We start from the raw sequence: 24472 nt of genomic DNA on the forward strand, positions 1-24472 counted from the left end.
GAAACAGTTTTCCCCATCCGCCGCCCCGCCTTATCCGACACGCCGGGCCCGGCTTTAGAGTATGCCCATGCGTGCAGACTTCGCTCCTTGGGCCACCAGCCTCATTCGCTTTGCCCAGATCGCGGCAGAGATGCTGGCGGTTGCGCTTGTCCCGCGGCTCGGTCTTGGGCGGTTCGGCTTCACGGTCTTTCTGCCCCGGCCCGCGCATGAGGCCATCGCCGCAGAGCTCACCTTCATCGAAGCCATGGTGCGCCGCGCCCTGTTCCTGATCGCCGCGGCGCGCGGCGCGCTCATCTCCCCGCCCGCCGCGCCAAATGCGCGGCCCGCGCCCGGTGGCGAGGCTCCCGCCGCTGCCCCGCGCCGCGCCCGGGCGCCGCTTTTCCGCCTGGCTGAGCCTGCCGCCCGCGCGCCTGCCGGCCGCAAGGCATCTCCTCCGTCTACGCCCCATCCCGGCGCGGCCGCGCCGCCCCTCACCGAAGACACGCTGCTGCCCACCGCGCGGCTGGTTCGCCGCCTCCGGGCGCTGGAAACCGTCTTTCTTGATCCGGAGGCGAACATTCTGCGGATGCGCCGCCTTCTGGCGCCCGGCCCTGAAGCAATCCTGTCGCGCCGGGGCTTTGAGGCGGCCCGCGCCGCCAGTGACAATGCCGTGAATTTCCGCCTCTTGGGGCAGGTGCAGGGCCTGGTTGAGGGCGCCCTGCTGCAGATGCGGCGGGATACCGGCTAAAGCCCGCGCCGCGCGCGCAGCGCCGCCGCCAGCGTTCCGTCATCCAGATGATCCAGCTCACCGCCCACGGGAACCCCGTGCGCGAGCCGCGTCACATCCACGCCTTTCCCGGCCAGCAGATCGGCCACATAATGCGCCGTGGTCTGACCATCCACTGTTGCGTTCAGTGCCAGGATCACCTCGCGGATGCCCCCCGCCTCGATCCGCGCCACAAGGCTGGCAATGCCAAGGTCTTCCGGCCCGATCCCGTCTATGGCTGAGAGCGCCCCGCCCAGAACATGATAGCGGCCCCGGAACGCGCCCCCGCGCTCCAGCGCCCAGAGGTCGGGCACATCCTCCACCACGCAGATCACGCCGTCATCGCGCCCCGGCATCTGGCATACGGCGCAGGGCTGCACGGTGTCATAATTGCCGCAGACATGGCATTTCTGGATCTTCGCGCCCGCTTCCGCCATCGCCTCGGCCAGCGGCTTCAGCAGCGTGTCATTGCGCTTCAGGAGATGCAGCGCCACGCGCCGCGCAGACCTCGGCCCCAGGCCCGGCAGCTTGGCAATCAGATCAATCAATCGAAGAAGCTCAGGACCGGCAGAACGCTGTGACATGGCCGTTTTCCTTGCGCACTTCGCGCTCCGTGTCATCCCGGAAGATGCGTAGCCTCTGTCCTTCGTCACCCTCGATGCGCAAAGCGCATCTGAGGGCCCATCTCCTGCCAGCGCCGTTGCTTCCAGCGGAGAGCAAAGGAGCTGGGCGCTCAGATGGCCTGCCGGCCATCGAGCGTGACGAACATTTGGCACGGGACTTACTGCCTCGGCCTCTCATTTGGATCATGACGCCTTTTGAGTTGGGAATTTTCCGGTGCGTTCCATGAGCTGGGGCAATGCTTCAATTATCTCGTGCCTTCAACAAAAAGGAGAAGGGCATGCAAACTTTCGGAGAATATGTAAAAACTCGTAGCGCTTGGAGAGAGAAACACGAGCGCTTCGTTTGGTCAGTGGAAAGAGATAAGGATTTTCCGCAGCCGCAAAGCTGGGCAGCACTCCGCGATTATCTCATCGCAAAAAAAGCCAGTGAAGACGTTATCCAATCTGCGCACTTCTTCTGGCAAAAATATATTCAATACAGCTCTTAACTCCATTAGCTGCAGTAATAGGGGGGCGCAAAGAGGACCGGCCGGTTTGCGCCTCTCTCTCCGCCTCCTTGATTTGATAGGATAGATGGCAGTTAGAGTCAGACCGCGCTAAAACGGCAGCTTGAACCCCGGCAGCAGGCCGCCAAAGCCGGCGGTGGCCGATTTCATCGCTTCTTCCATCGCCTGGTCCAGCCGCTTGCGGGCGTCCGAATGGGCTGCCTTGATCAGGTCTTCCACGATCTCCGGATCGTCCCCCATCAGGCTCCGGTCGATGGTCACCGACACAAGCTCTCCCTTGCCGCGCAGCTTCACGCGCACAAGGCCGGCCCCTGCCACGCCGTCGGCTTCGGTGTTTTCGATCTTCTGCTGCACTTCGGCCATCTTGGCCTGCATGGCCTGGGCTTGCTGCATGATCTGGGCGAGGTCTTTCATGGGATCTTGTCTCCGTCAGGCCGGCCGGCGGGTTTTGAGAGGAATAATGTTACTGGCCACATCGCCCTGCGATGGCTCGATTTCAAGCGGCGGCGGCATCTGGCCCACATCCAGGATCACCGCGCCGGGGATCGCCGAAAGGGTCGCCGCCACCAGCGGATGCTGCATCGCCGCCTCGATCCGCTCGGTCTTTTCCCGCCGCTCCCGCTCGCGCATGGATTCGGCGTCCGTCTCGGCCTCCTCCACCGTCCAGTCGAGATCGCTATAGCTTTCCAGGAATATCTTCAGCCGCCCCAGCAGGCCCGCCGGCGCCCCCGGCGCCAGCGCGCAGGCAAGGCGTCCGGGCTCAAACCGTGAAGGCCGCACGAAACGTTCGGTGTCCACCTGCAGCGCCACCTCGCGGGTCGCGTCCATCATCGCGATCATGTCGGCAAAGCTGTGTATCCCGCCGGGCACCTGCGGCGGGGCCTTAAGGGGCGGGCTATCCTTTCCCGGCGGCCGGGCCCCCTCGGCAATCATCCGCGCGGCCTCTTCCGGCGAGGGCAGGGTGGAGGCCGCCGCCAGCCGCAGCACCACCATGTTCAGCGCCGTGGCCGGGTCCGGCGCCACCTGCAGGTCGCCATAACCAGACAGCAAAAGCTGCCAGTTGCGCGCTGCCTGCGCCGGGGTCAGGCGCTGGGCCAGCGCCTTTGTGCGGTTTGCCCAGTCTGCCGGGCCGGCCGGTGTCCAGTCGTCGCCCGTTGCCTGGGCCACGGAAATATCGGCGGCAATATCCAGGATATCCTTCAGGATCACCGCCGGGTCTGCCCCGCCCGCCACCTGCTCGCGCACTTCGGCAAGGGCCCCCTTGGCGTCGCCCGAAACGGCCTTCTCCACCGCGTCCAAGAGGCGCGCCCGGTCACCCAGGCCCAGCATCGCCCGCACGGCCGCGCCGGAAACTTCCTCGCCATCCGTGGTCTGAACAATGCCCTGATCCAGCAGCGACAGCCCGTCGCGCACAGAGCCTTCGGCGGCCCGGGCAATCAGCGCCAGCGCCTCTTCGGAAACATTCGCCCCCTCATTGCGGGCCACATTGCCCAGATGGGTGGCCAGTTCCCCGGCATCGAGGCGCTTCAAATCAAACCGCTGGCAGCGCGACAGCACCGTCACCGGCACCTTGCGGATCTCGGTCGTCGCAAAGATGAATTTCAGGTGCGGCGGGGGTTCTTCCAGCGTCTTCAGCAGCGCGTTGAAGCTCGCATTCGACAGCATGTGAACTTCGTCGATGATATAGACCTTGTAGCGCGCCGAAACCGGGCCATACCGGGCCGAATCCAAAAGGTCGCGCATATCCGCCACGCCGGTGCGCGAGGCTGCGTCCAGCTCCAGCACATCGGGGTGCCGGCTCGCCATGATCGCGTCGCAATGCTCGCCGGGCGGGTCCAGATGGATCGAGGGGCCCGAAGCCTTGCCCTTCTTGCCTTTGGCCTCTGCCTTGGGCTCATAATTGAGGGCGCGGGCGAGGAGGCGCGCGGTGGTCGTCTTACCCACCCCGCGCACGCCCGTCAGCATGAAGCCATGCGCAATCCGCCCCGTCTCGAAGGCATTCGAGAGCGTGCGCACCATCGCTTCCTGGCCGATCAGATCCTCAAAGCGGCGGGGGCGATACTTCCGCGCCAGCACCTCATACGCCTTGCCGCGCGCAGGCGCGTCCCCGCCCCCGAAAAGGGCGCCCGTGGCGTCATCGCCTGTGGAGGAATCGTCAGCGCTCATGGATCGGCCGGACCTTAGCGGGGCCGGGGCGGGGGCGCCAGCCTTCCCGTGTCATCTCGCGCTCCCCCGTGTCATCCCGGAAGCGGCAAAGCCGCTATCCGGGACTTTTCCCCACGAAGGTCCTGGATCGCCTCTTCGGGCCGTCCGGGATGACACGAAGAGATTGACAAGGAGGAATATGTTCTCTATATGTTCCAACCATGGGGACAAGTCAGAAAACCTACTGGGTCTATATCCTCGCCTCGAAGAAAGACGGCGCGCTTTACGTAGGCATCACCAGTGACCTGCTCGCCCGTGTCTCGCAACACCGGCGCGGGGCCTTCAGCGGTCACTCAAAGAAATACCACATTCGGCGCCTCGTCTGGTTTGAGGAATTTGCCGAAGTGGACGATGCGCTGAATTTTGAGAAACGCCTCAAGCGCTGGCGCCGGCAATGGAAGGATGAGTTGATCGGGAAATTCAATCCCGGCTGGATTGATCTGTATGAGGAGCTGTTGACGGGCGGCGCGAGGATTCCCGCTATCCCCCGTACACCCGTGTCATCCCGGACACTGCGAAGCAGTGATCCGGGACCTTGTTGAGAGGGGGGCGCAAGATTGAGGGAAGGTCCCGGATCGTCCCTTCGGGCCGTCCGGGATGACACGGTTTGTTTCAGAAAATCCGTGTCATCCCGGAAGCAGCGCAGCTGCTATCCGGGACCTTCTATCAACTCTTTCCTGGCGTCACTCCGCCGGCACGTTGTCAGCGGCTTTCCGGCGGGCGTCGAAGCGGCCCCAGACGCCGTCATCGCCGTGCCAGTCGCCCTTCGTGGCGCCTTTGGAATATTCCGTCGCGCGCTGCTCGAAGAAGTTGGCATGCTCGACCCCGTTGAGGATTTCGGTCAGCCAGGGGATCGGGTGTTTGGTGATGCCGAAGAGCGGCTCCAGCTTCAGCTGGCCAAGGCGCCAGTCGGCGATATAGCGGATGTAGTTCTTGATATCGTCGGCGGTCATGCCTTCGACCGGGCCCATCTCGAAGGCAAGCTCGATGAACTTGTCTTCCAGGCTCACCACCGTGCGGCAGCTTTCGCGGATACGCTCGCGCAGCTCGTCCGTCATCACGCCGGTTTCGGCGCAGAAGGTGTGGAACAGCTTGATCATGCCCTCGCAGTGCAGGCTCTCGTCGCGCACCGACCAGGAAACGATCTGGCCCATGCCCTTCATCTTGTTGAAGCGCGGGAAGTTCATCAGCATGGCGAAGGAGGCAAAGAGCTGCAGCCCTTCAGTGAAGGCGCCGAACACGGCCATGGAGAGGGCGATGTCCTCGTTCGTCTCCGTGCCGAACTGGCCGAGATAGTCGTGCTTGGCGGCCATCTCCTTGTATTCCATGAAGGCGGAGAATTCCGAATCCGGCATGCCGATGGTTTCCAGCAGCAGGGCGTAGGCCGCGATGTGGATCGTCTCCATATTGGAGAAGGACGACAGCATCATGGACACTTCCACCGGCTTAAACAGCGGCATGTAGTGTTCCATATAGTTGGCGCCGACTTCGACATCCGACTGGGTGAAGAAGCGGAAGATCTGGGTCAGCAGGTTGCGCTCGGCGTCCGAGAGCTTCACCGCCCAGTCCTTGCAATCCTCGCCGAGGGGCACTTCCTCGGGCATCCAGTGAACCTGTTGCTGCTTCTTCCAGAACTCGTACGCCCAGGGATAGCGGAAGGGCTTGTAGGCAAGGCTCGGCGTCAGCAGGCCGGGGCGATCATTGCTTACGTTTGCCATGGGGCGGGCTCCATTCATCAGGTCGGTTAAGGCCGGCGAATCCGGCCGGTTCGGACACTCAACACACCACATATAGTGCTTAAAATGGGTTAATACCGCAAGATGTGCATGTGCCGCACCCCGGCGAATCCCACAAAAAAGCCCCTGCCTGCCTGCCTAGCGCGCGCCCCTCGGCACGGCAACCGCGCGCAGGCCCATCCGGTAGAGCGCGGCCTGGGCGAGGTCGAGGTCGGCCTGGGTATGGCAGAGGAAAGCCACCCGCTCGATGCGCGAGTCGGGCCAGTTCAGGAGGTATTGCTGGGCAGTCTGGATCAGGCCCTGGGCGCGTTCATGCGGGCTTTCCCCGCTGCTGCGCGTGCCGAAGAGGGGGATGAGCACCGATTTCAGCGCCCGTTTCGGGCTGACGCCAAAGCGGCGGTTTTCCGCGTCCACGGCGGCCAGCGCGTTGCTGACGCATTTGCGATAGGCCCCGATCAACCGGTAGCCGCGCCCCGGCTCGCCCTGATAGGCGGCGGTGTGCACCAGCAGGCGCACCCTGTTGGACCGGCTGAGCATGCCTGCTTCCGTGATCAGCGCGGTGGCCGGCTCCACCCCGGTGCGCAGCTGATGGCCGCCCGCGCGCTGGGCCAGGAGGCGGGCGATCATGTCGTCGCGCACAAAGCCATGCCGGTCGCGCCGGCTGCCGAGATAGCGGATGGCTGCCGAGATGGAGGTTTCGTGGAACCGGCCAAATTCCATCCGGGTGTTCTCGGGGTTTACCCACACATCCATGTCGTCAATGTCGGCAATGTCGCCGGTGACGAGTTCGATCAGTTTCGAGGGTTTTGGCCCCTGCGGGCCAACGCGGTAGGAGATGTAGCGCCGCTCGGGAATGAGGCGGCCGGGCAGGGAAACCTCCATCCCCGGCATCAGCGTGTGGACGAGGCTGTCCGTACTCGGATTGTCGAGGCTGTTCCTCACATGCGTGCGCAAGAGGATGCGGCAATCCTCGATCACCTGCTGGCGCGAGATGGCCCCGCGCGCGTCCAGATCATAATCCAGCGCCCGCAGGCCGGAGATAGGCAGCGGCACGGCGCTTTTGGCATGGCGCAGAATGACGGTGCCTGCCCGCCGCGCGGTCTGGCGGATGCCGAGCTCGAAGAACACGTCGGGCGAGCCGAGGGTGACATCGGCAATTACCACATCGGCTTCCAGCAGGTTTTCGATCATCTCCTTGTGGATGAGGCCGGAACGGCTCACCCGGTCGGCGCGGAGGATGTCGAGGTTCAGGTCCTCGATCACGGGGCGGATGAGCTCTTCATACACCGCGTCGAAATCCGGGCCGGATGCGGCTTCCTCGCTGGCCGGATAGGGCAGGATGACGAAGCAGCGCCGCCCGGTCTGGGTCTTGCCTTCGGTCTCGGCGGGGCGGCCCTCGCCCTGCGACTTTCCCTCGAACGCCATGCTCACACGCCCTGCCTCTCGAAGCCGTTCCGGCGCCCCGCCGCAGGGCGCAAAGCCCGCCCGCCCGGACCGGCAGCCCGGGGCACCCGAAGCCAAAACGAAACTATGGCCCGGCGAGACTGGCAAGGCAGGAGAAAGCCGCCGCTTCGCCCCACAGGAGAGGCTGCGCGCTAGTGCTCTGTTTCCGGATGGATTCGCGGGAGATTATAAATGCGTAAGGTTTATCAGAGGCCCGGCAGTGCCCATCCTTGCGTCACTCCCCCGCCCGCCGGGCGGGCACGGGGAGGGAGCAGATGTCCAGCACCTTGGGCGGGGTGTAGGCGAGGGCGGCGATGCCGGTGTAATCCCGCTTGGAGGTTTTCAGGGCTTCCCATTCGGCGGAGGGCGTCATCATAACGTCATAGGCCGGGCGGCTGTCCACGGGGATATCGGCGGCCATACGGGCCGATACGATCTGGTTATCCGCCAGTTTGGAGCGGCGATACTGGCTGATCTGATGGGCGAGTTCCTCGTCTTCCCCCATCATCGCGTTCATTTCTTCTTCCGTGGACGGATCAACACGGGTCAGGCGGTGGATGAATTCCATCCCGTCGATCACCCGGCCGAAGATGGTGTAGTTCCGGTCCAGATAGCGGCGCGGCTGAAGGGGGATGTAGAGCTCGGTGGAGCCGCTTTCGGGATTGGTATCGCGCGCCATACCGAGGGCGCCGGGGCAGTTGAGAAGCCATTCCCTGTCCCCCTCCCGGCCAACGGCAAAGCCTTGTCTGTGGCCAACTTCCTGCGCGTAGAGGTCTGCGTTCCCCTGCGGGGCAAAGCCTTCGGCGGAGACCTGACGTTCCGCCTCGAAGGGCAGGGTGGGCCAGGCGGCAATGGCCAGGTCGAATTCGCGGCCGGCCTGGGCCACATGGCCTTCGACGACGCGGTAGAAATATTCCCCGTCATAGAAGCCTTCGCGGACCGCCTCCCTTATCTGGGCGGCATGGGCGGGGGCCGCTTCCGGGAACAGCTCGATCGCGACCGTGCCGGTTTCCAGCGTGACGATGATCAGATTTTCCGGGTCAACCGCGCGCCAGCCGGGATCAGCTTCGGTCAGTTCAGGGACAGTTTCGGACAAGACCGGACTGGATGTGACGCAGGCGGCACAGAAAAGGGCGGCGGAGGCAAGAAGAGCGCGTTTCATACGCGCAACTGTCTGCCACCCCCGCGCGCGCGTCAACCGGCGGTGGCCTGATGGCGGGCAGGGGGCTGATCAAACGCTATAACGCCAGCACGAATTCGCGGGTGAGCATCAGCGGTTTGAAGCCGAGCTTGTGATACAGATGTTTGGGCCGTTCCGTTATGTGGGCGCCGAGGAAGATGACCTGGTGGTCCTCCTGGCGCAGGACATCAACGCAATGCCGGATGATGGCCGACGCGATGCCGCGACCCCGATAGCCAGGCAGGGTGTAGAGGTCTTCCACCATGCCGAGACCATTCGGGCAGCGGACGGCCATTCCGTAGGCGCAGTCTTCGCCATCAAGGCGGGCCAGATAGAGGGTACATGGGCCCGCTTTCTTTCTGAACCCCTCGACGATCCCCCGGCTCACCTCGTCTGTGAGGGCTGTGCGATTGGTTCGGGCCCCTTCTTCGTGGTCGGTGCGGACAAGGCGGGCAACGACCCTCCAATCCTGATCACTGATGACTTCGCGCAGATCCAGATGCGGGGCCGTTACGGATGCCAGGTCACCCGGAAGGATCATCTGCAGCGTGGGGGTAAGTTCGCGGTAGTCTCTCATGGCCAGGTGAGCCAGGAATTGAGGCGGCGTAAAGCAATCGCTGCTGACAAAGCGATGGCTGCAATGGGCGAACGCGCGGTCCATTGTTTCGAACACGGCATCTATTTCCGGTTCGGTCTCGGCACGGATGCGCGAGGCGTGGTTTGATGACCAGACGGCAGGATGCGCACGGTCGATCACCAACTGGCAATGATCGCCTCTGATGCACTCATTACCGAGGCCCCGGTGCCAAGCATAGGCCTCTGCCACGGCTGCGAGGTGGCTGGAAGGTAACATCGGGAGGCCCCCTATGGCCCGAGCGGCAGATGTTTCTGATCCGCACGCAGAAGAATGGTTCAGGTTTTAAGTGGCGGAAGGGGATGTCTGTCAATCGCCGCGCGATGCCGGCTTTCCCGAAACCGAGCCATGCAGAAGCGGGCCTTGCCTGGGCGCGGGGGTGGGGGCAGGGTTTGGCGGATGAAACGGATGGATGTGTTGCGCCCGCCTTTGCCTTCGCTGCCGCTGGAGGGGGGATGCCATTGCGGCCGGGCGCGTTACCGGGTGAGCGCGCGGCCGATGGCGGTGAATGCCTGCCATTGCGGGGATTGCCAGCGCCTTTCCGGGGCACCGTTTGGGGTTTACCTGCATGTGGCGAAAGCGGGGTTTGAGGTGACCTCTGGCCAGCTGGACCTTTTCCGGCGCACCGGGGGCAGCGGCAACCAGATCTCCATCTATCGCTGCCGCCATTGCGGGACGCGGCTGTGGCACGGGCCGGATGTGGCGCCGGACCTGATCATCCTTTGCGCCGGAACGCTGGACGCAGCCGGTTGGGCGATCCCGACCTCGCACATCTTCATCGAAGAGGCGTGGCCCGATGCGGTGGCCGCCTCAGACGCGCTGGTGGTGAAGGCGTTCAAGACGACGCGGGCGGCGCTGTGGGATCAGTTCACGGCGATCTACGGGCCCGGCTGAGCGCGGCGAGCTGGGCGCGCCAGTATTCGGCAAGGCGCATCTGGGTGGCGGCGAGGGGAAAGCCGTGGCGGGCGACATGTGCCTGAGGGATCGTGTCCCAGCCGCGATGCTCCACCGTGACGCGGGTTTCTGCGCCGACCGCCTCGAAGCGGACATCGACATGGGTGATCTGGTCTGGCGTGAAGGTCGCCTGGCGCCAGGAGAAGGCGAGGCGCTGGCCGCGCTGCCAGGCGGTGACGCGGCCAATCTCGAACACCTTGCCATTGGGGAGGGTGGTGATAAGGCGGGCTTCTTCCTCAAAGCTCAGCGTGCCATCCCCGCGCGGGGTAAGCTGGAAGAGGGCGGAGGGCTGCCACCAGGCGGCAATCTCTGCGGTGAATATGTCAAAGGCTTCTTCCGGGCTGGCGGGCACGCGGAGGGAGACGATCACGGCGCTCACGGCTTTTTCCGCGCCTTTGCCTTGCCCTCGACATGCGCCTTGAAAGCGGTGAGCTGACCGGTCCAGAGGGCTTCGGTTTCTGCCAGCCATAGCTTCAGATCCGCCATGGCCCCCTCCTTCAGGGAATAGATCCGTACACGGGCATCAAATTCCGGATGGCTTTCCTGCGCCAGGCCTGCCTGTTTGAGGAGGCGCAGATGCCGGCTCATCGCCGGGGCGGCAAGGCCAAGCGCGCTGGCCAGCTCGCCCGCGCTGCGGGGCCGCTCTCCCAGCAGCTCTACCGCGCGGCGCCGGTCTGGATCGGCCAGCGCGGCGAAGACGGTATCGAGGCGGGCAGGTTCGCTCACAGGCGTGTCCGGGTGTGCAGGCTTCCGCCGGAGGCCTTGTCCCATTCGGTGGGGGTCATCTGCTTCACGGTGACGCCGAAGGTCCAGATATGGCCTTCGGGGTCGCGGGCGCGATAGGTGCGGTCTCCGTAGAACTGATCGTCCGGCATCTGAAGGATTTCGGCGCCGGACTTCTGCGCATGGGCGCAATGGGCGTCAATGTCTTCGCCGGGCGCAAGCTGTATGTGGACGGACTGGGTGTTTACGCCGGAGAGGCTTTTCGGGCTGCGATGGTTTTCAGACCATTCGCCGCCCACCATGATGAGGCCGCTGCCGAAGGCCATCTCCGAATGGGCGATGCGCTCATGCTCGTCCAGGATCACCATCACAGGCTCAAACCCGAAGGCGTCTTCCAGCCAGCGGAAGGCGGCGTTGGGGTCTGCATAGGTGACGGCGCTGGAGACGCCCTTGCCGCGAGAGAAATCTGACATCTGCATTTCCTTCCGTTTGTTGATAATATTTCTACAAAAGTGAAAATAAATGGTCAAGCACGAATTGGTAAGTGCGGCTTGTGCGGTGCGTGCCGAAGCGGGTGTTGGGGGTGGGGCAGCGAGTGAGGCTCCCCCCTCCGCCCCTTTGGGGCACCTCCCCCGTAAACGGGGGAGGAGGGCGCTTGATCTCTCTGTATTGAAAAAGAAAAGGCCCCGGAGCGGGGAACTCCGGGGCCTTGGGGGCGGCTGTGGGAGGAGGGCAGCCGCTGGGGTTTGGGCCCCTTGTCAGGCGTAGCGGCTGCGGCGGATGGACCAGGCCGCATCGGAGCGGGCGGCATCCATCTTCTGCTCGATGATCGCCGGGATGAGGAAGAGATCCAGCACCCACCAGACAAAGCCGATGAGGAAGAAATAGCTGACGATCTGCAGGACCGCCGTGACCGGCTTGCCGAGATAGAAGCGGTGCGCCGAGATCCAGCCCAGGAAGAACCAGAGCAGATAGGCGGCTCCGGCGCTCTTCTTCTCATTGGCGGCGCGCTGCTCGATCAGGATCATGTCTTCGGTGGTGAAAGCCATTGTCCGGCTCCTCTGCTGTCTTATCGATTATCATATAATAGGCAGCGGGCAGGTTTCCAGTGGTTTTTATCGAAAAACGGTAATTTTTTGACTCCGCACCCTCAGCAAAAGGAAAGGCGGTGGCCGGGGCCACCGCCTTCTATCCAGGCTTTACTGGCAGGGGATCAGAGCCAGTAGGGCTGGACCTTGTAGTAATTGTAGGCCGCGTCGCGGGCGGCGTAGCCGTCATTCTTGGTCAGCTGTTCGATGGAATCGGCCGGGGCCGCTTCCAGCTGTTCCTTGGTGAAGGGCACGACATAGCCATCCTTGTCCTTGTTGTAGTCGAGCGTTGACCACGGAACGGGATGGTATTTCTCGCCCATGCCCAGGAAGCCGCCAAAGCCGACAACGGCGTAAAGGATCGAGTTGTCGAGCTTGTCGAGCATCACGTCTTCGACCTTGCCGATCTTGTCGCCGGCGGTGTTGTAGACGGAGGTGCCGATGGTGCGGCTGGCGGGGATGGCGCTGGTATGTCCGGATGGGGTCGGCATAAAGGTCGTCTCCTTTTCGGGGGTTGCTGTACCGGACCAACGCCGCGAGCCCGCAGAGGTTGTGTTAAACTTTGTTAGGATGGGGGCGGGGCGGGGCGCCTTGCCCGCTTCCCAAGGCGGGGGCGGCCTGCTAAGCGCCGCGTCCATGTACCAGATCACGGCAAGAGGCCCGCGGGGGCCAGTGGAAACGGCATGGGAGGCGCTCGCCTGGGCGGACCCTTCGCCCGCAGGCGCGGTTGATGCCAAGGAAGATGCGCGCGGCGCCTGGCGGATCGACGCCTTCTGCGAAACGCTGGAAGAGGCCGAAGAATGCGCCGCCCTCATCGAGGAAGCCGCCCCGGAGCTGACCGCGCGGATCGAGGAGATTGTCGAGCGGGACTGGGTGACGCTGTCGCTGGAAGGGCTGCCGCCGGTCAATGCCGGGCCGTTCGTGGTGGCGGGCAGCCATGCGCTGACCCAATCCTCGCCGGGGAAAATCTCTGTACTGATCGAAGCAGGCCCTGCCTTTGGCACCGGCCACCATGGCACGACGCTGGGCTGCCTCCTGGCGCTGGCGGAGGCGCGGCGCTATCGCAAGCCGGGGCGCGTGCTGGATCTGGGCACGGGATCAGGCGTGCTGGCGATTGCGGCGCTGAAAGTGGGCGCGGAGATGGCGTCCTGCAGCGACATTGACCGGGACTCGGTGTTCGTGGCGCGCGAGAACGCGAAGAAGAACCAGGTGAGCCGGTTTTTCGTGCATCATGTGGCGGGCGCCAACAATCCGGCGATCCGGCGGGCGGGGCCTTATGATACGGTGTTTGCCAATATCCTGATGAAGCCGCTGATCGGCCTTGCCGGAGAGATCGAGCAGCTTTCGGCGCCGGGCGCGACGATCATCCTTTCGGGCCTGCTCCACCATCAGGCCGCGCCGGTGCGCGCCGCCTATGAGGGGCATAACCTTCTCTTCCAGAAACGCATCAAGCGCGACGGCTGGTCAACGCTGGTATTCCGGAAGCGGGGATAAGACTTACTCGGCGCTGGCGCTGGCCGCCGGGCTGGGGAAGACGGATTTGAGGTTTTCGAGCAGACGGTGGTGCCACTGGTCCGTCATGTGGCCGGCGGCGTACCAGTTGGTGTCTACGGAGTATCCGGCGTCGTGGAGTGCTTGCGCGCTGATCCGGCTGGCCCGGAGGAAATACGGTTCGTAATAGCCCGCACTGATGCGGAAACGGGCGGGCTCGCCCTCGGGCAGGGCGGCGGGGTGGATCTCACCGCTCCCAACCGACATAGGCCAAGCATGGCCGAAGACATCCGGCCTGCGATAGCCGGCGTTGAGGGAAAAGCCCCCGCCACTGGATTTGCCTGAAACCGCACGCATCTGACGGTCCGGCGCCGCCGGGAAGGTTTCCTCCACCCATGGCGCCAGCGTGTCTGCGGCAAAAGCGAGATAGGGTTCAAACCGGCTGGGCGAATGTCCGGGTAAATCTATGGGGAGGTAGTCGAGGCTGCGGATATCCTGGCCAAGATCACTGCGATCCTCCACGATGCCTTCCTGACCGCTGGGCATGCCGACAATCAGGAGCGGGGCGATTTCGCGCGCATCGATCAGCGGCTCGATGATACGGGCCAGGAAATGCAGGTCGTCGCCATCGGCCAGATAGAGCGTGGGCAGGCGGCCTTCTCCGCCTTGGCGAGGCTGGTAGATAATCAGCTTGCGCGTTTCGCCCAGTTCGGGGCTGTAGAGCGTGTGATCTGACAGAGTGCCCTCAAGGTCAGGCTTGAAGATGGGCTCGTCCGGCGCATCCGGGCCGCGCCAGAGGATGAAGTCATCCTCCACCCACTCCTGATCCAGCGGCTTTGCTGTCAGTTTGAGCATGCCTGACTGCAGATCCTTGAGATGAAAGCGGGCGGCATAGGTGCGCCCATCGCCAAGGTCGCGCCAGTTTGCCCTCTGGAGGGAGCAGCAGATGGAAGGCTCCCGGCCGTCCGCGATCTGAAAGAGGGTGAGCGTGTCCCCTTTGGCGGTGAGGGCGAGCGGTTTGCCGGCGAGCGTGGCTTCAGCTTCCGCCAGGGTGAGATCGTCCGTAGGCAGCGCGCAGGCGTTTGCCAGAAGATCGAGCATTGCTAGCTGGATGGGGTTGGTTTCCTCCAGGCGGCGGGCCGCATGGTCTGCGCAGGGCAGGGATATCTCGACCGACCGCGGACGAACATCGGTGCTGCCGGCAGCGGCCAGCGGCGTGGGCGCAGTGCTGCATGCGGTGAGCAGGGCGGCGAAGGCCGCGCCCGTGTGGTGCCAGAACGCCATAGGTGTTTCCCCTTGCCCATCAGGTGATGTCTGAAGAGCAACTTTAGGGGGTATGATTTCAGCGGGAAGTTAAACTTTGGAGAGGCTCCCTTGGCCCTCCGGCCCATCCCTGGGGGAGGGATGGGCGGGGAGGGGATCGCGCCGGCGCGTGGGGGAGGGACGCCTGGCCGGGCGATCTTCAGCTGCCGCCCCCGATGGGAGGGTGCGGGGCGGCAGGCGAATAAGGACGGATCAGGACGCGCGGGCGGCGCGGCGATCCCAGCGTTGCTGGCGGCGGGCCAGGATGTTGAGGCGGACGAGGGCGTCGCGGGCGCTTTCATGCGCGGCCGGCGCAGCGGCGCTTGCAGCCTGGGTGTCCATTGCCGGGCGCAGGACGCTCTCGATCACCATATCGGCCGATTGCGAGAGGTTAATTTCGGTTTTCATGTTAATGCCTTGTTAATGCTCACTTTGCTGCGGCGCAGCAATGTTTGTGTGCGGCCTATATAGGGTGCGAGCTAAACAAAACAGTATGGAAAGTGACATTTTTCCATGCCGATTTGCATAGCTTGCTTGCTTTCCGGCGCGGCCACTTGGCGCTATGAAAGGGCATGAGACAGACATTCGACATCAAGGGCGGGCCGCAGGACGGCCGGACCCATCTTCCGCTGCTTCGCCGTGAACTGGCGCGCCAGGGCCTCGACGGCTTCTACGTGCCCCATGACGATGAATATCAGAACGAATACCTGCCCGACGCGAATGAGCGCCTGGCCTGGGTGAGTGGGTTTACCGGCTCGTTCGGCTCGGCCTTCGTGTTTGCGGGCCAGGCGGTGCTGTTTGCTGACGGGCGCTACACGCTGCAGGCGGGCGACCAGACCGACCCGGCGCTGTTTGAAGTGGTGGGCATTCCTGACCCCGGCGCGTTTGGCTGGCTGGCCCAGCAGAGCCTTAAAGGCAAGAAGGTGGGGTATGACCCGCGCCTGATGAGCCCGAATGATGTGGCCGCGCTGGCGGCAGCGGCGGCGAAGGCCGGGGCCGAGCTGGTGGCGGTGACTGAGAACCCGGTCGATGCGGCGTGGACGGATCGTCCGCCCCAGCCGATGGCGAAGGTGGTGCCCCAGGCGGTAAAACATGCCGGCGTGGCGCATACCGACAAGCTGGAAGCGGTTGGCGCGCAGCTCGCCCGCGACGGGGCGGACGCGGCGGTGCTGACCTCGCCGGCCTCGCTGGCCTGGGCATTCAATATTCGCGGCGGGGATGTAAGCTGTACGCCGCTGCCGCTGGGGCGGGCGATCCTGCGTGCGGATGGCTCGGCGGACCTCTTCATCGACGAGGAGAAGACCGACGCCGCGCTACGCCGGCATCTGGGCAACAAGGTAACGCTCCGCCCTCTGAGCAAGCTGGACGAGGGGCTGAAAGGCCTTTCGGGCAAGACCGTCAGCCTGGACCCGGACGTGGCCTCGGCCTGGTTCTTTGACGCGCTGAAGGAAGCGGGCGCCAATATCCTGCGCCAGCGCGACCCGGTGGCCTTGCCGCGGGCGTGCAAGAACGCGGCAGAGATCAAGGGCACGACGGCGGCGCATGCGCGCGATGGTATTGCCCTGACGAAGTTCCTCCACTGGCTGGACACCGAAGCGCAGAGCGGGGACGTGACCGAGATTGACGCAGTGGTGAAGCTGGAAGCGTTCCGCGAGGAGCTGGGCAATCTCAATGACCTCTCTTTCCCGTCGATTTCCGGCGCGGGGCCGAATGGCGCGCTGCCGCATTACCGGGTTTCCACGGCCTCTGACCGGAAGCTGGCGCGCGGATCGCTGTTCCTGATCGATTCGGGCGGGCAGTATCTGGACGGAACGACGGATGTGACGCGCACCGTGCCGATCGGGACGCCTACGGAGGAAATGCGCGCAAACTATACCCGTGTGCTGAAAGGGCATATTGCGCTGGCCACCGTGCGCTTTCCGCCGGGCACCACGGGCACGCATCTGGACGTGCTGGCGCGCCACGCGCTGTGGCAGGCGGGGCTGGATTATCAGCATGGCACCGGCCACGGCGTGGGGGTTTACCTTGGCGTGCATGAGGGGCCCCACCGGATTGCCAAGCCGTGGAACCCTGTGCCGCTGATGCCGGGGATGATCGTTTCCAACGAGCCGGGCTTCTACAAGGCCGGGGAATACGGCATCCGCATCGAGAACCTGCAATATGTGACGCCTGCGGAGGATATTCCGGGCGGGGAAATTGCGATGCTCGGCTTTGAATGCCTGACCTTTGCGCCGCTGGCCCGTGACCTGATCGATGTGAAGATGCTGACGAAGGAAGAGCGCAAATATGTGAACGACTATCACAAGCGCGTTCTGAAACTGCTTGGCCGCAAGCTGGACGGCGAGGTGAAAGACTGGCTGAAGAAGGCCTGCGCGAAGATCTGATTTCGCCGCCGCAGAGAGACAAGAAGCGCCCCGGCCTGAAAGGCTGGGGCGTTTTGTTTGGGGTAATCATTATTGATCGTTAAGGTAGCAATTATTTCCTTGTTTCGGGTGTGTGCCCGGCTAGACTGCTTCCTCCGGGGATCAGGAGGGCTGAGGGATGCGGTATTATCTGATGGGTCTGGTGATGGCGGCGCTCGGCGGGTTTGCGGCGCCATCCTTTGCGGGGGAGCCAGCCGCGCCGCCGGAAGAGGCCGCGCCGGAGGAAGCGGCAGAGGAGAAAAAGCCCAAAGCGAACTTTGATCTCAGCGACTGGCTGGCGACGCCGCCGGCACCTCATTCGCAGGCTGATGAAGTTCTGGAGGCATGGATTGCCGAGCGCGATGCCATCCTTGCCGGAGAGAAGGCGCCCTTCCTCGACTGGCATCAGAAGATGAGGGACTATCAACAGACCTCTGACGAAAGCGATGATCCGTTTGTGAAGGAGGTTTACCGGCGCGTGGCGCTGGATCAGTATGGGCGCCTGGATGGGCCGATGACCCCGGAGGCGCCGGTTGCGCTGGCCGCGCGCCTGGGGTTTGAGCTGGACGAGGAAGGCGGGGCAGCCTTCGGAGACCGCATAATGCGGGCGCTTGTCCGCACCGATCTCGACAATACGGCGTTTCTGCAGCGCGAACTCGAGGCGCGCGGCGGGCGCTGGTGGACGGTGGAGGAGGTGGGCGCCGATACGGCCAGCAATATCTGGCTGCTGACGCAGCATGCCGACCAGACCCCCGCCTTCCAGCGGCTGGCGCTGGAGAAGATGGCGCCCCTGCTTGAGACCGGGGATGTGAACCGGAACAATTACGCCTATCTGTGGGACCGTGTGGCCGTGGCGCAGGATCGGCCGCAGCGGTTTGGCACGCAGGGCAGATGTATGGGGCCGGGCGACTGGGTGGCGTTCGAAATCGAAGCGCCGGCAGAAGAGGTGAATGCGCGGCGGGCGGCCTTCGACATCCAGGTGACCTTTGAAGAGAACAAGGCGCGCATCGACGCGATGTGTCCGCAATAGCGCGGCAGGGCGGGGGCCCAGGTGCTGCCTGAAAATCAGGCAGCGCGGGGTTTCCGGTTGCGAATATCGCGCCGGTGCTTGGCGGCGGGGGGCGGCGATCTAATCCTTGATCCTGCTTGAGGGAGGCAGACTTGGATATTCAGGAAATACTGAGGCCGGTGACATCGCTGTTGCCGGCGGCGTGGGATGAGACGGCGCGGATGCTGGTGGTGGGACTGGCGGGGGCGGTGATCCTGGTCTTGGCGCTGGCGGTGATTGCGCGGCTGGCCGGCGGGCGCGGGGCGAAGGGGCCGCTGCCGGTAGTAGGGGCGCAGCCGGTGGCCCTGTCGGACGGCCCGGCCCTGGTGATGCTGGCGCAGGCCGCGTCCGGCCCGGCCCGGGGGCCTGATCTTGACCCGGACGAATGGGTGTCGGGCAATGTGATCCATCTTGACCGGTACAAGGCCGTGGGCCTCATCCGGTGTGACCGGGTGAAAAGCCCGGTGCAGTTCAAGCTGGCGCCGGGGCGGGTGTATGTGCGGGTGGGCCAGAAGGTGCGCTTCAAGGGCCGGCACGGCGCGCGGCGCCGGCCGGTGGCGGATGTTGTGGAGCGGGCGGGGTAAAGCCCCCGCCGTCAGCCCTTCAGATACTGCCCGAGGGCGCGCAGCGGTGTCTTCTGCAGATCGGGGATCGTGCCGTCGGCGAGGGGGCCGATATTGATCAGCAGGTTGCCGCGCTTTGAGGTGACGTCCTTGTAAAGGGCGATCACCTCGTCGCTGGTCATATAGTCTTCCGGGATTTCGGCGGAGTTGTAGCCAAAGCCGAGCCCGAGGCCGCGGCAGGCCTCCCATTTGTGTTCCTTCGGCACAACGCCGAGGCCGAACTCAACGCAGCGATAGTCCGCATACGGCGCGGGCGTTTCCTCCTGCGCGCCGCCTGCGGAGCGTTCCTTCATCATGTCGTTGAAGCCCTTGCGGACCTCGTCATTGCGCAGGGAGTTGAAGAAGTCGTGCGCGCCCAGCCAGCGGTCATTGGTGACGCCGTCGGGCACGGCCTTGTAATAATAGTCGAGCAGGACGGGCACATCTTCGCCATTGGGCCAGCAGATGTCGTTCCAGAAGATCGAGGGCTTGTAGCGGTCGATCAGCTCCTTGGCCTGGGCGAGGGCGTAGTCGCGGTAATCCTGCTCGGTGGGGACGCAGGCGAACATGTCGCCGAGATTGGCAATCGGGAAGGGGCGGAAGGTCCAGTCGAGGCCGCCGGAATAATAAAGGCCAAAGCGCAGGCCGCGCGCGCGGACGGCATCGGCGAGCTCGCCGGCAAAGTCGCGTTCTGTGTGCCAGCCGGGGCGGTGGGGATTTTCGACCTGCGTGGGCCAGAGGCAGAGGCCGTCATGATGCTTGGCGACGAAGACGCAGTGGGTAGCGCCGCATTCGACAAAGAAATCGGCCCATGCATTGGCATCGAACTTCTGGGACTGGGCGTCAAATTCGGGGAAGAAGTCCTGATACGGCTTGTCTCCGTAGAGCGCCAGATGGCGTTTGCGCGTTTCGCTGCCTTCGACGCGGACGGCATTGTCATACCATTCCGAATAGGGGGTCATCACCGCGCTCATGTAATAATCGTCGCCATGAAGCTCGTGGATGGCGCGGCCGCGCGGGGCCCAGGCGGGGATCGTGAACATGCCCCAGTGAATGAAGATGCCAAGCTGGGGCTTGGCGAACCATTCCGGACAGGGGCGGCCATTTGGACCAATCATGCTAACTCCTCCCATTAATCTAGTTGTATAGAGTTACCTCCTCGGTATCTGTCTCGCGCGCGCCTTGCAAGGGTGACGTAACGTTCCATGCGAAGGGCGCGAACAGGGAGCGGGGCAGGCCGGCCTTGCCCAGGGCGGCGGCGGTCCACTGGTTGCAGGTGTTGAAGATGCTGTAGCGGCCCTTGGCGCGGACCAGGATTTCGCCGGGCACCGGCGTCGGGATCATCCGCAGCTCGCCTTTGCGGTCGCGCTCGAGGGTCTCGCGGATATGCGCGATCAGGGCGGCGCGGCCCTCTGTGTCGACGGCGATGGGATTGCAGAACTCGTCAACTGATCCGCCATCGACGGGGACGATCCGCACGGCAGTTTCGTTGAGGCCGGCCAGGGCGCTGAGGACGCGGCCGGGGGTCATGTCTTCAGGCTGCAGCACTCGGGTGAAGAAGACCGAGTCGCCCCAGCCAAAGAGGATGTAGGTGTCCGGCGGCAGCCAGGCGGGCAGTTCGTCTTTCAGTTCGGCGGCCCAGTCGAACAGGGGATCGTACAGGGGGAGGGCGATGTCCGTGTGGAAGGGCGCTTCGCAGAGATAGGTGGCCGGGGTGCCCGGCTCCTCGGCTTGCGCGCGCCCGCCGAGCGGCAGTTTTCCCGACAGCCAGGCAGCGCCCAGATACCAGAAGCAGAGGATGAGGAGCGCGATGGCCGCGAGCCCCGCGCCCTTGAAGCCTGCCATGATCTGCGCGCGCCTTATCTGCACCCCGCCTCCTGATGCGCCCTGTGCCCGATGCGCCAAGGATGGGGCGAAGTGGCCTCTGCGCGCAAGCCCATGATTCTGGTTGTTCTCATTTTGTTCTCGTGGTATCAGCCCCTTCATGCTGCTCTCAGTCTCTATCCGTGATTTCGTGCTTATTTCCCGGCTCGATCTTTCGCCGGGGGAAGGCTTCACCGCTCTGACCGGGGAAACCGGTGCGGGCAAATCCATCATTCTGGACGCCATTGCGCTGGCCCTGGGCGGGCCGGCCGACCGGGGCGTGATCCGCGCGGGCGCCCAGCAGGCAAGCGTTGCGGCCGAGTTCGACGTGGCGCGGGACCATCCGGTCTGGGCGCTGCTGGCCGGGCAGGGCGTTGCGGCGGAGGCGGGCGAAACGCTGACGCTGAAACGTGTGGTGCGGGCGCAGGGGCCGGCGCGGGGATTTATCAATGATCAGCCGGTGAGCGCGTCGCTGCTGGCCGAGGCGGGCGACCTGCTGGTGGAGATCCACGGGCAGCACGCTGCGTCCAGCCTGATGCGGCCGTCTTCCCATCGCCGGCTGCTGGACCAGTTTGCCGGCAATGAGGCGCTGCTGGCCGAATGCGCCGCTGCCTGGCAGGCGCTGGACGCGGCGCGGGCCGAACGGGCACGGCTGAAGGCGGAGCAGGACGCGGCGCGGGAAGCGCGCGAATGGCTGGTGGCTTCGGTGGAGGAATTGGAGCGCCTGGCGCCGCAAAAGGGCGAGGCCGAGCGGCTGAGCGAGGAGCGCATGCGCCTGATGCAGGCCGAGCGCATTCAGGAAGCGGTCGCCGAGGCCGAAGAGGCGCTCGCCAAAGGCGGGTCTGAAACGGCGCTCGGCAAGGCGGCGCGGGCGGCCGAGCGGATCTGCCGGCTGCCGGGCTTTGAAAGCGGGGAGGGCCAGCTGGCCGAAACCGCGCGGGCCGCCGCCGAGGCGATCGAGCGGGCGCTGATCGAGGTGCGCGAGGCGGAGCTGGCGGTGGCGCGGCTGGCGGCGTTGCCCGAAGCGTCGGGCGATCTCGACGCGGTGGAGGCGCGGCTTTTTGCGCTGCGCGCGGCGGCGCGGAAATATGGCGGGGAGGCAGAGCTGCTGCCCGGCCGGCTGGAGGCGCTGCGCGGGCGGCTCGATCTGGTGGAGGCGGGGGATGCTGGCCTGAAGAAAGCCGAGGCGGCGGAAAGCGCGGCGCGGGCCCGCTGGCATGGCGCGGCCCACCGGCTGACCCAGGCCCGCAAGGGCGCGGCCGGGCGGCTGGAAGCAGCCATTGCGGCGGAGCTGAAACCGCTGAAGCTGGGCCGGGCGACGATCCGGGTGGCGCTGACGCCGCTGGCCGAGGCAGAGGCGGGCGCGGCAGGCGCCGAGCGGGTGGAGTTTGAGGCGGAAACCAATCCGGGCGCGGGCTTTGGCGCGCTGCGCAAGGTGGCCTCGGGCGGGGAGCTGGCGCGGGTGTCGCTGGCGCTGAAATGCGCGCTCGCCGAAGCGGGCAGCGCCGGCACGCTGATCTTTGACGAGGCAGACCAGGGCGTGGGCGGGGCGGTGGCTGCCGCCATTGGCGAGCGGTTCGAGCATCTGGCGCGGACACGGCAGGTATTTGCCGTAACCCACAGCCCGCAGGTGGCCGCCGCAGCGGACAATCACTGGCTCATTGAAAAGCTTCCGGAGGCTGGCGAGACACAGCTCAGCTTGCTAGATGCGTGCGGACGGCGGGAAGAGATTGCCCGCATGCTGTCGGGCGCGGAAATCACCGATGAGGCGCGCGCGGCGGCAGGGAGGTTGATGGAGGATGCATGAGCGCGGAGAAACCGGTCGAGGCGCTGACGCCGGCAGAAGCGGCGGCAGAACTGGAACGTCTCGCCAGGGCGATTGCGGACGCAGATGCAGCCTATTACCAGAATGACGCGCCGGAGCTGACGGACGCCGAGTATGACGCCCTGCGCCAGCGCAACCTTGCCATCGAGGCGCGCTTTCCGGAACTGAAGCGTGAGGATTCCCCCAGCGAGCGGGTGGGCGCCGAAGCCGGAGACGGCTTTGCCAAGGCCCGCCACAGCGCGCCGATGCTGTCGCTCGACAATGCGTTCACGGATGAAGATGTGGCTGACTTTGCCGCCCGCATCCGCCGCTTTCTGGGGCTGCCGGCCGAAGAGGTGGTCGCCTTTACCGCCGAGCCGAAGATTGATGGCCTCTCCCTCAGCCTCACCTATGAGAAGGGTAAACTCAAGCGCGCCGCAACGCGCGGGGACGGCCAGACGGGCGAGGACGTAACCAAGAATGCCCGCACACTGAAGGATATTCCGGCGAAACTGAAAGGCGCAGGTTGGCCGGAGAGCATCGAGATCCGGGGCGAGGTGTATATGGCCAAGTCCGACTTTGCCGCGCTGAATGCGCGCGAGGCCGCCGCCGGGCGCAAGACTTTCGCCAATCCGCGCAATGCCGCGGCCGGCAGCCTGCGGCAGCTGGATGTGGAGATCACCAAATCGCGGCCCCTGCGCTTTTTTGCCTATGCCTGGGCGGCGGCGAGCGAGCCCTTTGCGGAGACGCAGCTGGGCGCGGTCCGGGCCTTTGCCGATTGGGGCTTTGTCACCAATCCGCGCATGATCCGTATCGAGACGGTGGAGGCGGTTCTCTCCTACTATACTGAAATCGAGGCCGAGCGGGCGGGCCTTGAATATGACATTGACGGGGTGGTCTACAAGGTGGACCGGCTGGACTGGCAGCAGCGGCTCGGCTTTGTCAGCCGCGCGCCGCGCTGGGCGATTGCGCACAAGTTTCCCGCCGAGAAGGCGGTCACCACGCTGCTGGGCATCGACATCCAGGTGGGCCGCACGGGATCGCTGACGCCGGTGGCGCGGCTGGAGCCGGTGACGGTGGGGGGCGTGGTGGTCTCCAATGCCACGCTTCACAATGAGGATGAGATTGCCCGCCTTGGCGTGAAGCCCGGCGACCGGGTGGAGGTGCAGCGGGCGGGTGATGTGATCCCGCAGGTGCTGCGCGTGGTGGAAGCGGGGAAGGGGCCAGCCTGGACGATGCCGGACACCTGCCCGGTCTGCGGCTCGGCGGCGGTGCGCGAGATTGATGACGCCGGCCGCGAGGATGTGCGCCGGCGCTGCACGGGCGGGCTGATCTGCCCGGCCCAGGCGGTGGAGCGGCTGAAACATTTCGTCTCGCGCAAGGCGCTGGATATTGACGGGCTGGGCGAGAAGCAGGTGGCGCTGTTCTTCGAGAAGGGGGTGCTGAAGGCGCCGCAGGATATATTCCGCCTAAAGACGAATATCGAGGCGGCCGGCCTGCCGCCACTGGAGGAATGGGAAGGCTTTGGCGCGGCCTCCGCGAAGAAGCTTTACAGCGCGATCGATGCGCGCCGGAAGGTGGCGTTCGCGCGGTTTCTCAATGGCCTCGGCATCCGCTATGTGGGGCAGACGACCTCTTCCCAGTTTGCGCGCAGTTTCCTCAGCTGGCAGAGCTTCTGGGCGGCGGTGAAGGCGGCTGAAGAGGGCGGCGTGGGCAGCGAGGCTTACAATGACCTGATCGGCATTGATGGCATCGGCCAGGCGGCGGCCCGCGCGCTGATGGCGTTCGAGGGCGAGCCGCATAACCGGGAAATGCTCGCCGCGCTGCTTCAGGAGGTCGAGGTGGAGGATGAAGTGCCTGCCGCAACCGACAGCCCGGTGGCAGGGAAAACCGTGGTGTTCACCGGCACGCTGGAGAAGATGACGCGGGACGAGGCCAAGGCGCGGGCGAGCGCGCTGGGCGCAAAGGTGGCCGGGTCGGTGTCGGCCAAGACGGACATTGTCGTCGCCGGGCCAGGGGCAGGCTCAAAGCTTGCCAAGGCCGAGCAGCTTGGCCTGACGGTGATGACGGAAGATGACTGGCTGGCCCTGATCGGCGAGGCCTGAGGGGCGCGCGGCCCGGCG

General features: G+C 65.0%; 25 protein-coding genes and 1 pseudogene. 10 read left to right on the top strand and 16 right to left on the bottom strand.

From position 1 onward, the window contains the following. Positions 1–67 precede the first annotated feature (67 nt). Positions 68–727, top strand: a complete 660-nt coding sequence (locus tag ACQKI2_RS05805; protein ID WP_427378755.1) for a hypothetical protein — start codon at positions 68–70, stop codon at positions 725–727. Here ACQKI2_RS05805 and recR read toward each other — a convergent pair. Beyond that, on the bottom strand, positions 724–1329 hold the full coding sequence (recR, locus tag ACQKI2_RS05810) for a recombination mediator RecR (protein WP_035599131.1): 606 nt from the start codon (positions 1327–1329) through the stop codon (positions 724–726). The two genes, ACQKI2_RS05805 and recR, sit on opposite strands and share 4 nt — an antisense overlap. A gap of 317 nt (positions 1330–1646) precedes the next feature. Between recR and ACQKI2_RS05815 the strand changes: the two genes are divergently transcribed. Beyond that, a complete protein-coding gene (locus ACQKI2_RS05815; protein ID WP_427378756.1) occupies positions 1647–1856 on the top strand; it encodes a hypothetical protein in 210 nt (69 codons plus the stop codon). Between the two features lie 108 nt (positions 1857–1964). On the opposite strand, the gene ACQKI2_RS05820 is transcribed toward ACQKI2_RS05815, so the two are convergent. Together ACQKI2_RS05820 and ACQKI2_RS05825 are read right to left on the bottom strand one after the other, a co-directional pair. Then, positions 1965–2288, bottom strand: a complete 324-nt coding sequence (locus ACQKI2_RS05820) for a YbaB/EbfC family nucleoid-associated protein (RefSeq protein ID WP_427378757.1) — start codon at positions 2286–2288, stop codon at positions 1965–1967. Positions 2289–2303: 15 nt separating this feature from the next. Further along, positions 2304–4040, bottom strand: a complete 1737-nt coding sequence (locus ACQKI2_RS05825) for a DNA polymerase III subunit gamma/tau (RefSeq protein WP_427378758.1) — start codon at positions 4038–4040, stop codon at positions 2304–2306. Between the two features lie 200 nt (positions 4041–4240). Here ACQKI2_RS05825 and ACQKI2_RS05830 point away from each other — a divergent pair. After that, positions 4241–4537: pseudogene (locus tag ACQKI2_RS05830) on the top strand (GIY-YIG nuclease family protein); the annotation flags it as partial. A gap of 225 nt (positions 4538–4762) precedes the next feature. Here the strand turns inward: ACQKI2_RS05830 and ACQKI2_RS05835 are convergent. From ACQKI2_RS05835 to ACQKI2_RS05850, 4 genes are all read right to left on the bottom strand, one after another. Beyond that, entirely contained in the window at positions 4763–5797 is a 1035-nt protein-coding gene (locus tag ACQKI2_RS05835; RefSeq protein WP_427378759.1) for a ribonucleotide-diphosphate reductase subunit beta, read from the bottom strand. Between the two features lie 156 nt (positions 5798–5953). After that, entirely contained in the window at positions 5954–7240 is a 1287-nt protein-coding gene (locus tag ACQKI2_RS05840) for a macro domain-containing protein (protein ID WP_427378760.1), read from the bottom strand. 253 nt (positions 7241–7493) lie between these two features. Continuing rightward, on the bottom strand, positions 7494–8420 hold the full coding sequence (locus ACQKI2_RS05845; RefSeq protein ID WP_427378761.1) for a peptidylprolyl isomerase: 927 nt from the start codon (positions 8418–8420) through the stop codon (positions 7494–7496). A 76-nt stretch (positions 8421–8496) separates the two neighbouring features. Continuing rightward, positions 8497–9291 (bottom strand): GNAT family N-acetyltransferase, encoded by a 795-nt coding sequence (locus ACQKI2_RS05850; protein WP_427378762.1) that lies wholly within the window; start codon positions 9289–9291, stop codon positions 8497–8499. Between the two features lie 180 nt (positions 9292–9471). Here ACQKI2_RS05850 and ACQKI2_RS05855 point away from each other — a divergent pair, with 180 nt between their 5' ends. Continuing rightward, positions 9472–9966 (top strand): GFA family protein, encoded by a 495-nt coding sequence (locus tag ACQKI2_RS05855; protein WP_427378763.1) that lies wholly within the window; start codon positions 9472–9474, stop codon positions 9964–9966. On the opposite strand, the gene ACQKI2_RS05860 is transcribed toward ACQKI2_RS05855, so the two are convergent. The 5 genes from ACQKI2_RS05860 to ACQKI2_RS05880 all read right to left on the bottom strand — a co-directional run bounded on the left by ACQKI2_RS05860 (position 9941) and on the right by ACQKI2_RS05880 (position 12328). Next, entirely contained in the window at positions 9941–10405 is a 465-nt protein-coding gene (locus ACQKI2_RS05860; RefSeq protein WP_427378764.1) for an SRPBCC domain-containing protein, read from the bottom strand. The genes ACQKI2_RS05855 and ACQKI2_RS05860 overlap by 26 nt on opposite strands. Next, positions 10402–10752: an ArsR/SmtB family transcription factor gene (locus ACQKI2_RS05865; protein ID WP_427378765.1), complete on the bottom strand. Its 351-nt coding sequence runs from the start codon at positions 10750–10752 to the stop codon at positions 10402–10404. The genes ACQKI2_RS05860 and ACQKI2_RS05865 overlap by 4 nt, the downstream gene beginning before the upstream one ends. Further along, a complete protein-coding gene (locus ACQKI2_RS05870) occupies positions 10749–11222 on the bottom strand; it encodes a VOC family protein (RefSeq protein WP_427378766.1) in 474 nt (157 codons plus the stop codon). Before ACQKI2_RS05870 ends, ACQKI2_RS05865 begins: the two co-directional genes overlap by 4 nt. Before the next feature lie 285 nt (positions 11223–11507). Then, positions 11508–11798, bottom strand: coding sequence for a TM2 domain-containing protein (locus tag ACQKI2_RS05875; RefSeq protein WP_035599252.1), 291 nt, complete (start codon positions 11796–11798; stop codon positions 11508–11510). Positions 11799–11962: 164 nt separating this feature from the next. Next, positions 11963–12328: a PRC-barrel domain-containing protein gene (locus ACQKI2_RS05880; RefSeq protein WP_035599153.1), complete on the bottom strand. Its 366-nt coding sequence runs from the start codon at positions 12326–12328 to the stop codon at positions 11963–11965. Positions 12329–12509: 181 nt separating this feature from the next. Here ACQKI2_RS05880 and ACQKI2_RS05885 point away from each other — a divergent pair, with 181 nt between their 5' ends. After that, positions 12510–13331 (top strand): 50S ribosomal protein L11 methyltransferase, encoded by an 822-nt coding sequence (locus ACQKI2_RS05885; RefSeq protein WP_427378767.1) that lies wholly within the window; start codon positions 12510–12512, stop codon positions 13329–13331. Between the two features lie 3 nt (positions 13332–13334). Here the strand turns inward: ACQKI2_RS05885 and ACQKI2_RS05890 are convergent, their stop codons facing one another. Continuing rightward, positions 13335–14612, bottom strand: a complete 1278-nt coding sequence (locus ACQKI2_RS05890; RefSeq protein ID WP_427378768.1) for an alpha/beta hydrolase — start codon at positions 14610–14612, stop codon at positions 13335–13337. Positions 14613–14843: 231 nt separating this feature from the next. Next, a complete protein-coding gene (locus tag ACQKI2_RS05895) occupies positions 14844–15038 on the bottom strand; it encodes a hypothetical protein (protein WP_427378769.1) in 195 nt (64 codons plus the stop codon). Positions 15039–15202: 164 nt separating this feature from the next. Between ACQKI2_RS05895 and ACQKI2_RS05900 the strand changes: the two genes are divergently transcribed. The 3 genes from ACQKI2_RS05900 (at position 15203) to ACQKI2_RS05910 (ending at position 18664) form a co-directional block, all read left to right on the top strand. Beyond that, positions 15203–17014, top strand: coding sequence for an aminopeptidase P family protein (locus ACQKI2_RS05900; RefSeq protein WP_427378770.1), 1812 nt, complete (start codon positions 15203–15205; stop codon positions 17012–17014). Positions 17015–17171: 157 nt separating this feature from the next. Further along, entirely contained in the window at positions 17172–18062 is an 891-nt protein-coding gene (locus ACQKI2_RS05905) for a DUF6624 domain-containing protein (RefSeq protein WP_427378771.1), read from the top strand. 131 nt (positions 18063–18193) lie between these two features. Then, positions 18194–18664, top strand: a complete 471-nt coding sequence (locus ACQKI2_RS05910) for a hypothetical protein (RefSeq protein WP_427378772.1) — start codon at positions 18194–18196, stop codon at positions 18662–18664. A gap of 11 nt (positions 18665–18675) precedes the next feature. Here ACQKI2_RS05910 and ACQKI2_RS05915 read toward each other — a convergent pair whose 3' ends face one another. After that, the gene (locus tag ACQKI2_RS05915) at positions 18676–19800 is read right to left on the bottom strand and encodes an alpha-L-fucosidase (protein WP_427378773.1); all 1125 of its coding nucleotides are present in this window, start codon (positions 19798–19800) and stop codon (positions 18676–18678) included. A 19-nt stretch (positions 19801–19819) separates the two neighbouring features. Then, entirely contained in the window at positions 19820–20551 is a 732-nt protein-coding gene (locus ACQKI2_RS05920; RefSeq protein WP_427378774.1) for a DUF2459 domain-containing protein, read from the bottom strand. A gap of 115 nt (positions 20552–20666) precedes the next feature. On the opposite strand from ACQKI2_RS05920, the gene ACQKI2_RS05925 reads away from it, so the two are divergent. Further along, positions 20667–22352 carry a DNA repair protein RecN gene (locus ACQKI2_RS05925; protein ID WP_427378775.1) on the top strand — a complete coding sequence of 562 codons (1686 nt, stop codon included), beginning with the start codon at positions 20667–20669 and terminating at the stop codon, positions 22350–22352. Then, positions 22349–24454, top strand: coding sequence for an NAD-dependent DNA ligase LigA (gene ligA / locus ACQKI2_RS05930; RefSeq protein ID WP_427378776.1), 2106 nt, complete (start codon positions 22349–22351; stop codon positions 24452–24454). The genes ACQKI2_RS05925 and ligA overlap by 4 nt, the downstream gene beginning before the upstream one ends. The last annotated feature ends 18 nt before the right edge of the window (positions 24455–24472 follow it).

Source organism: Hyphomonas sp. NPDC076881 (assembly GCF_050269995.1).
In the GTDB taxonomy this organism is placed as follows: domain Bacteria; phylum Pseudomonadota; class Alphaproteobacteria; order Caulobacterales; family Hyphomonadaceae; genus Hyphomonas.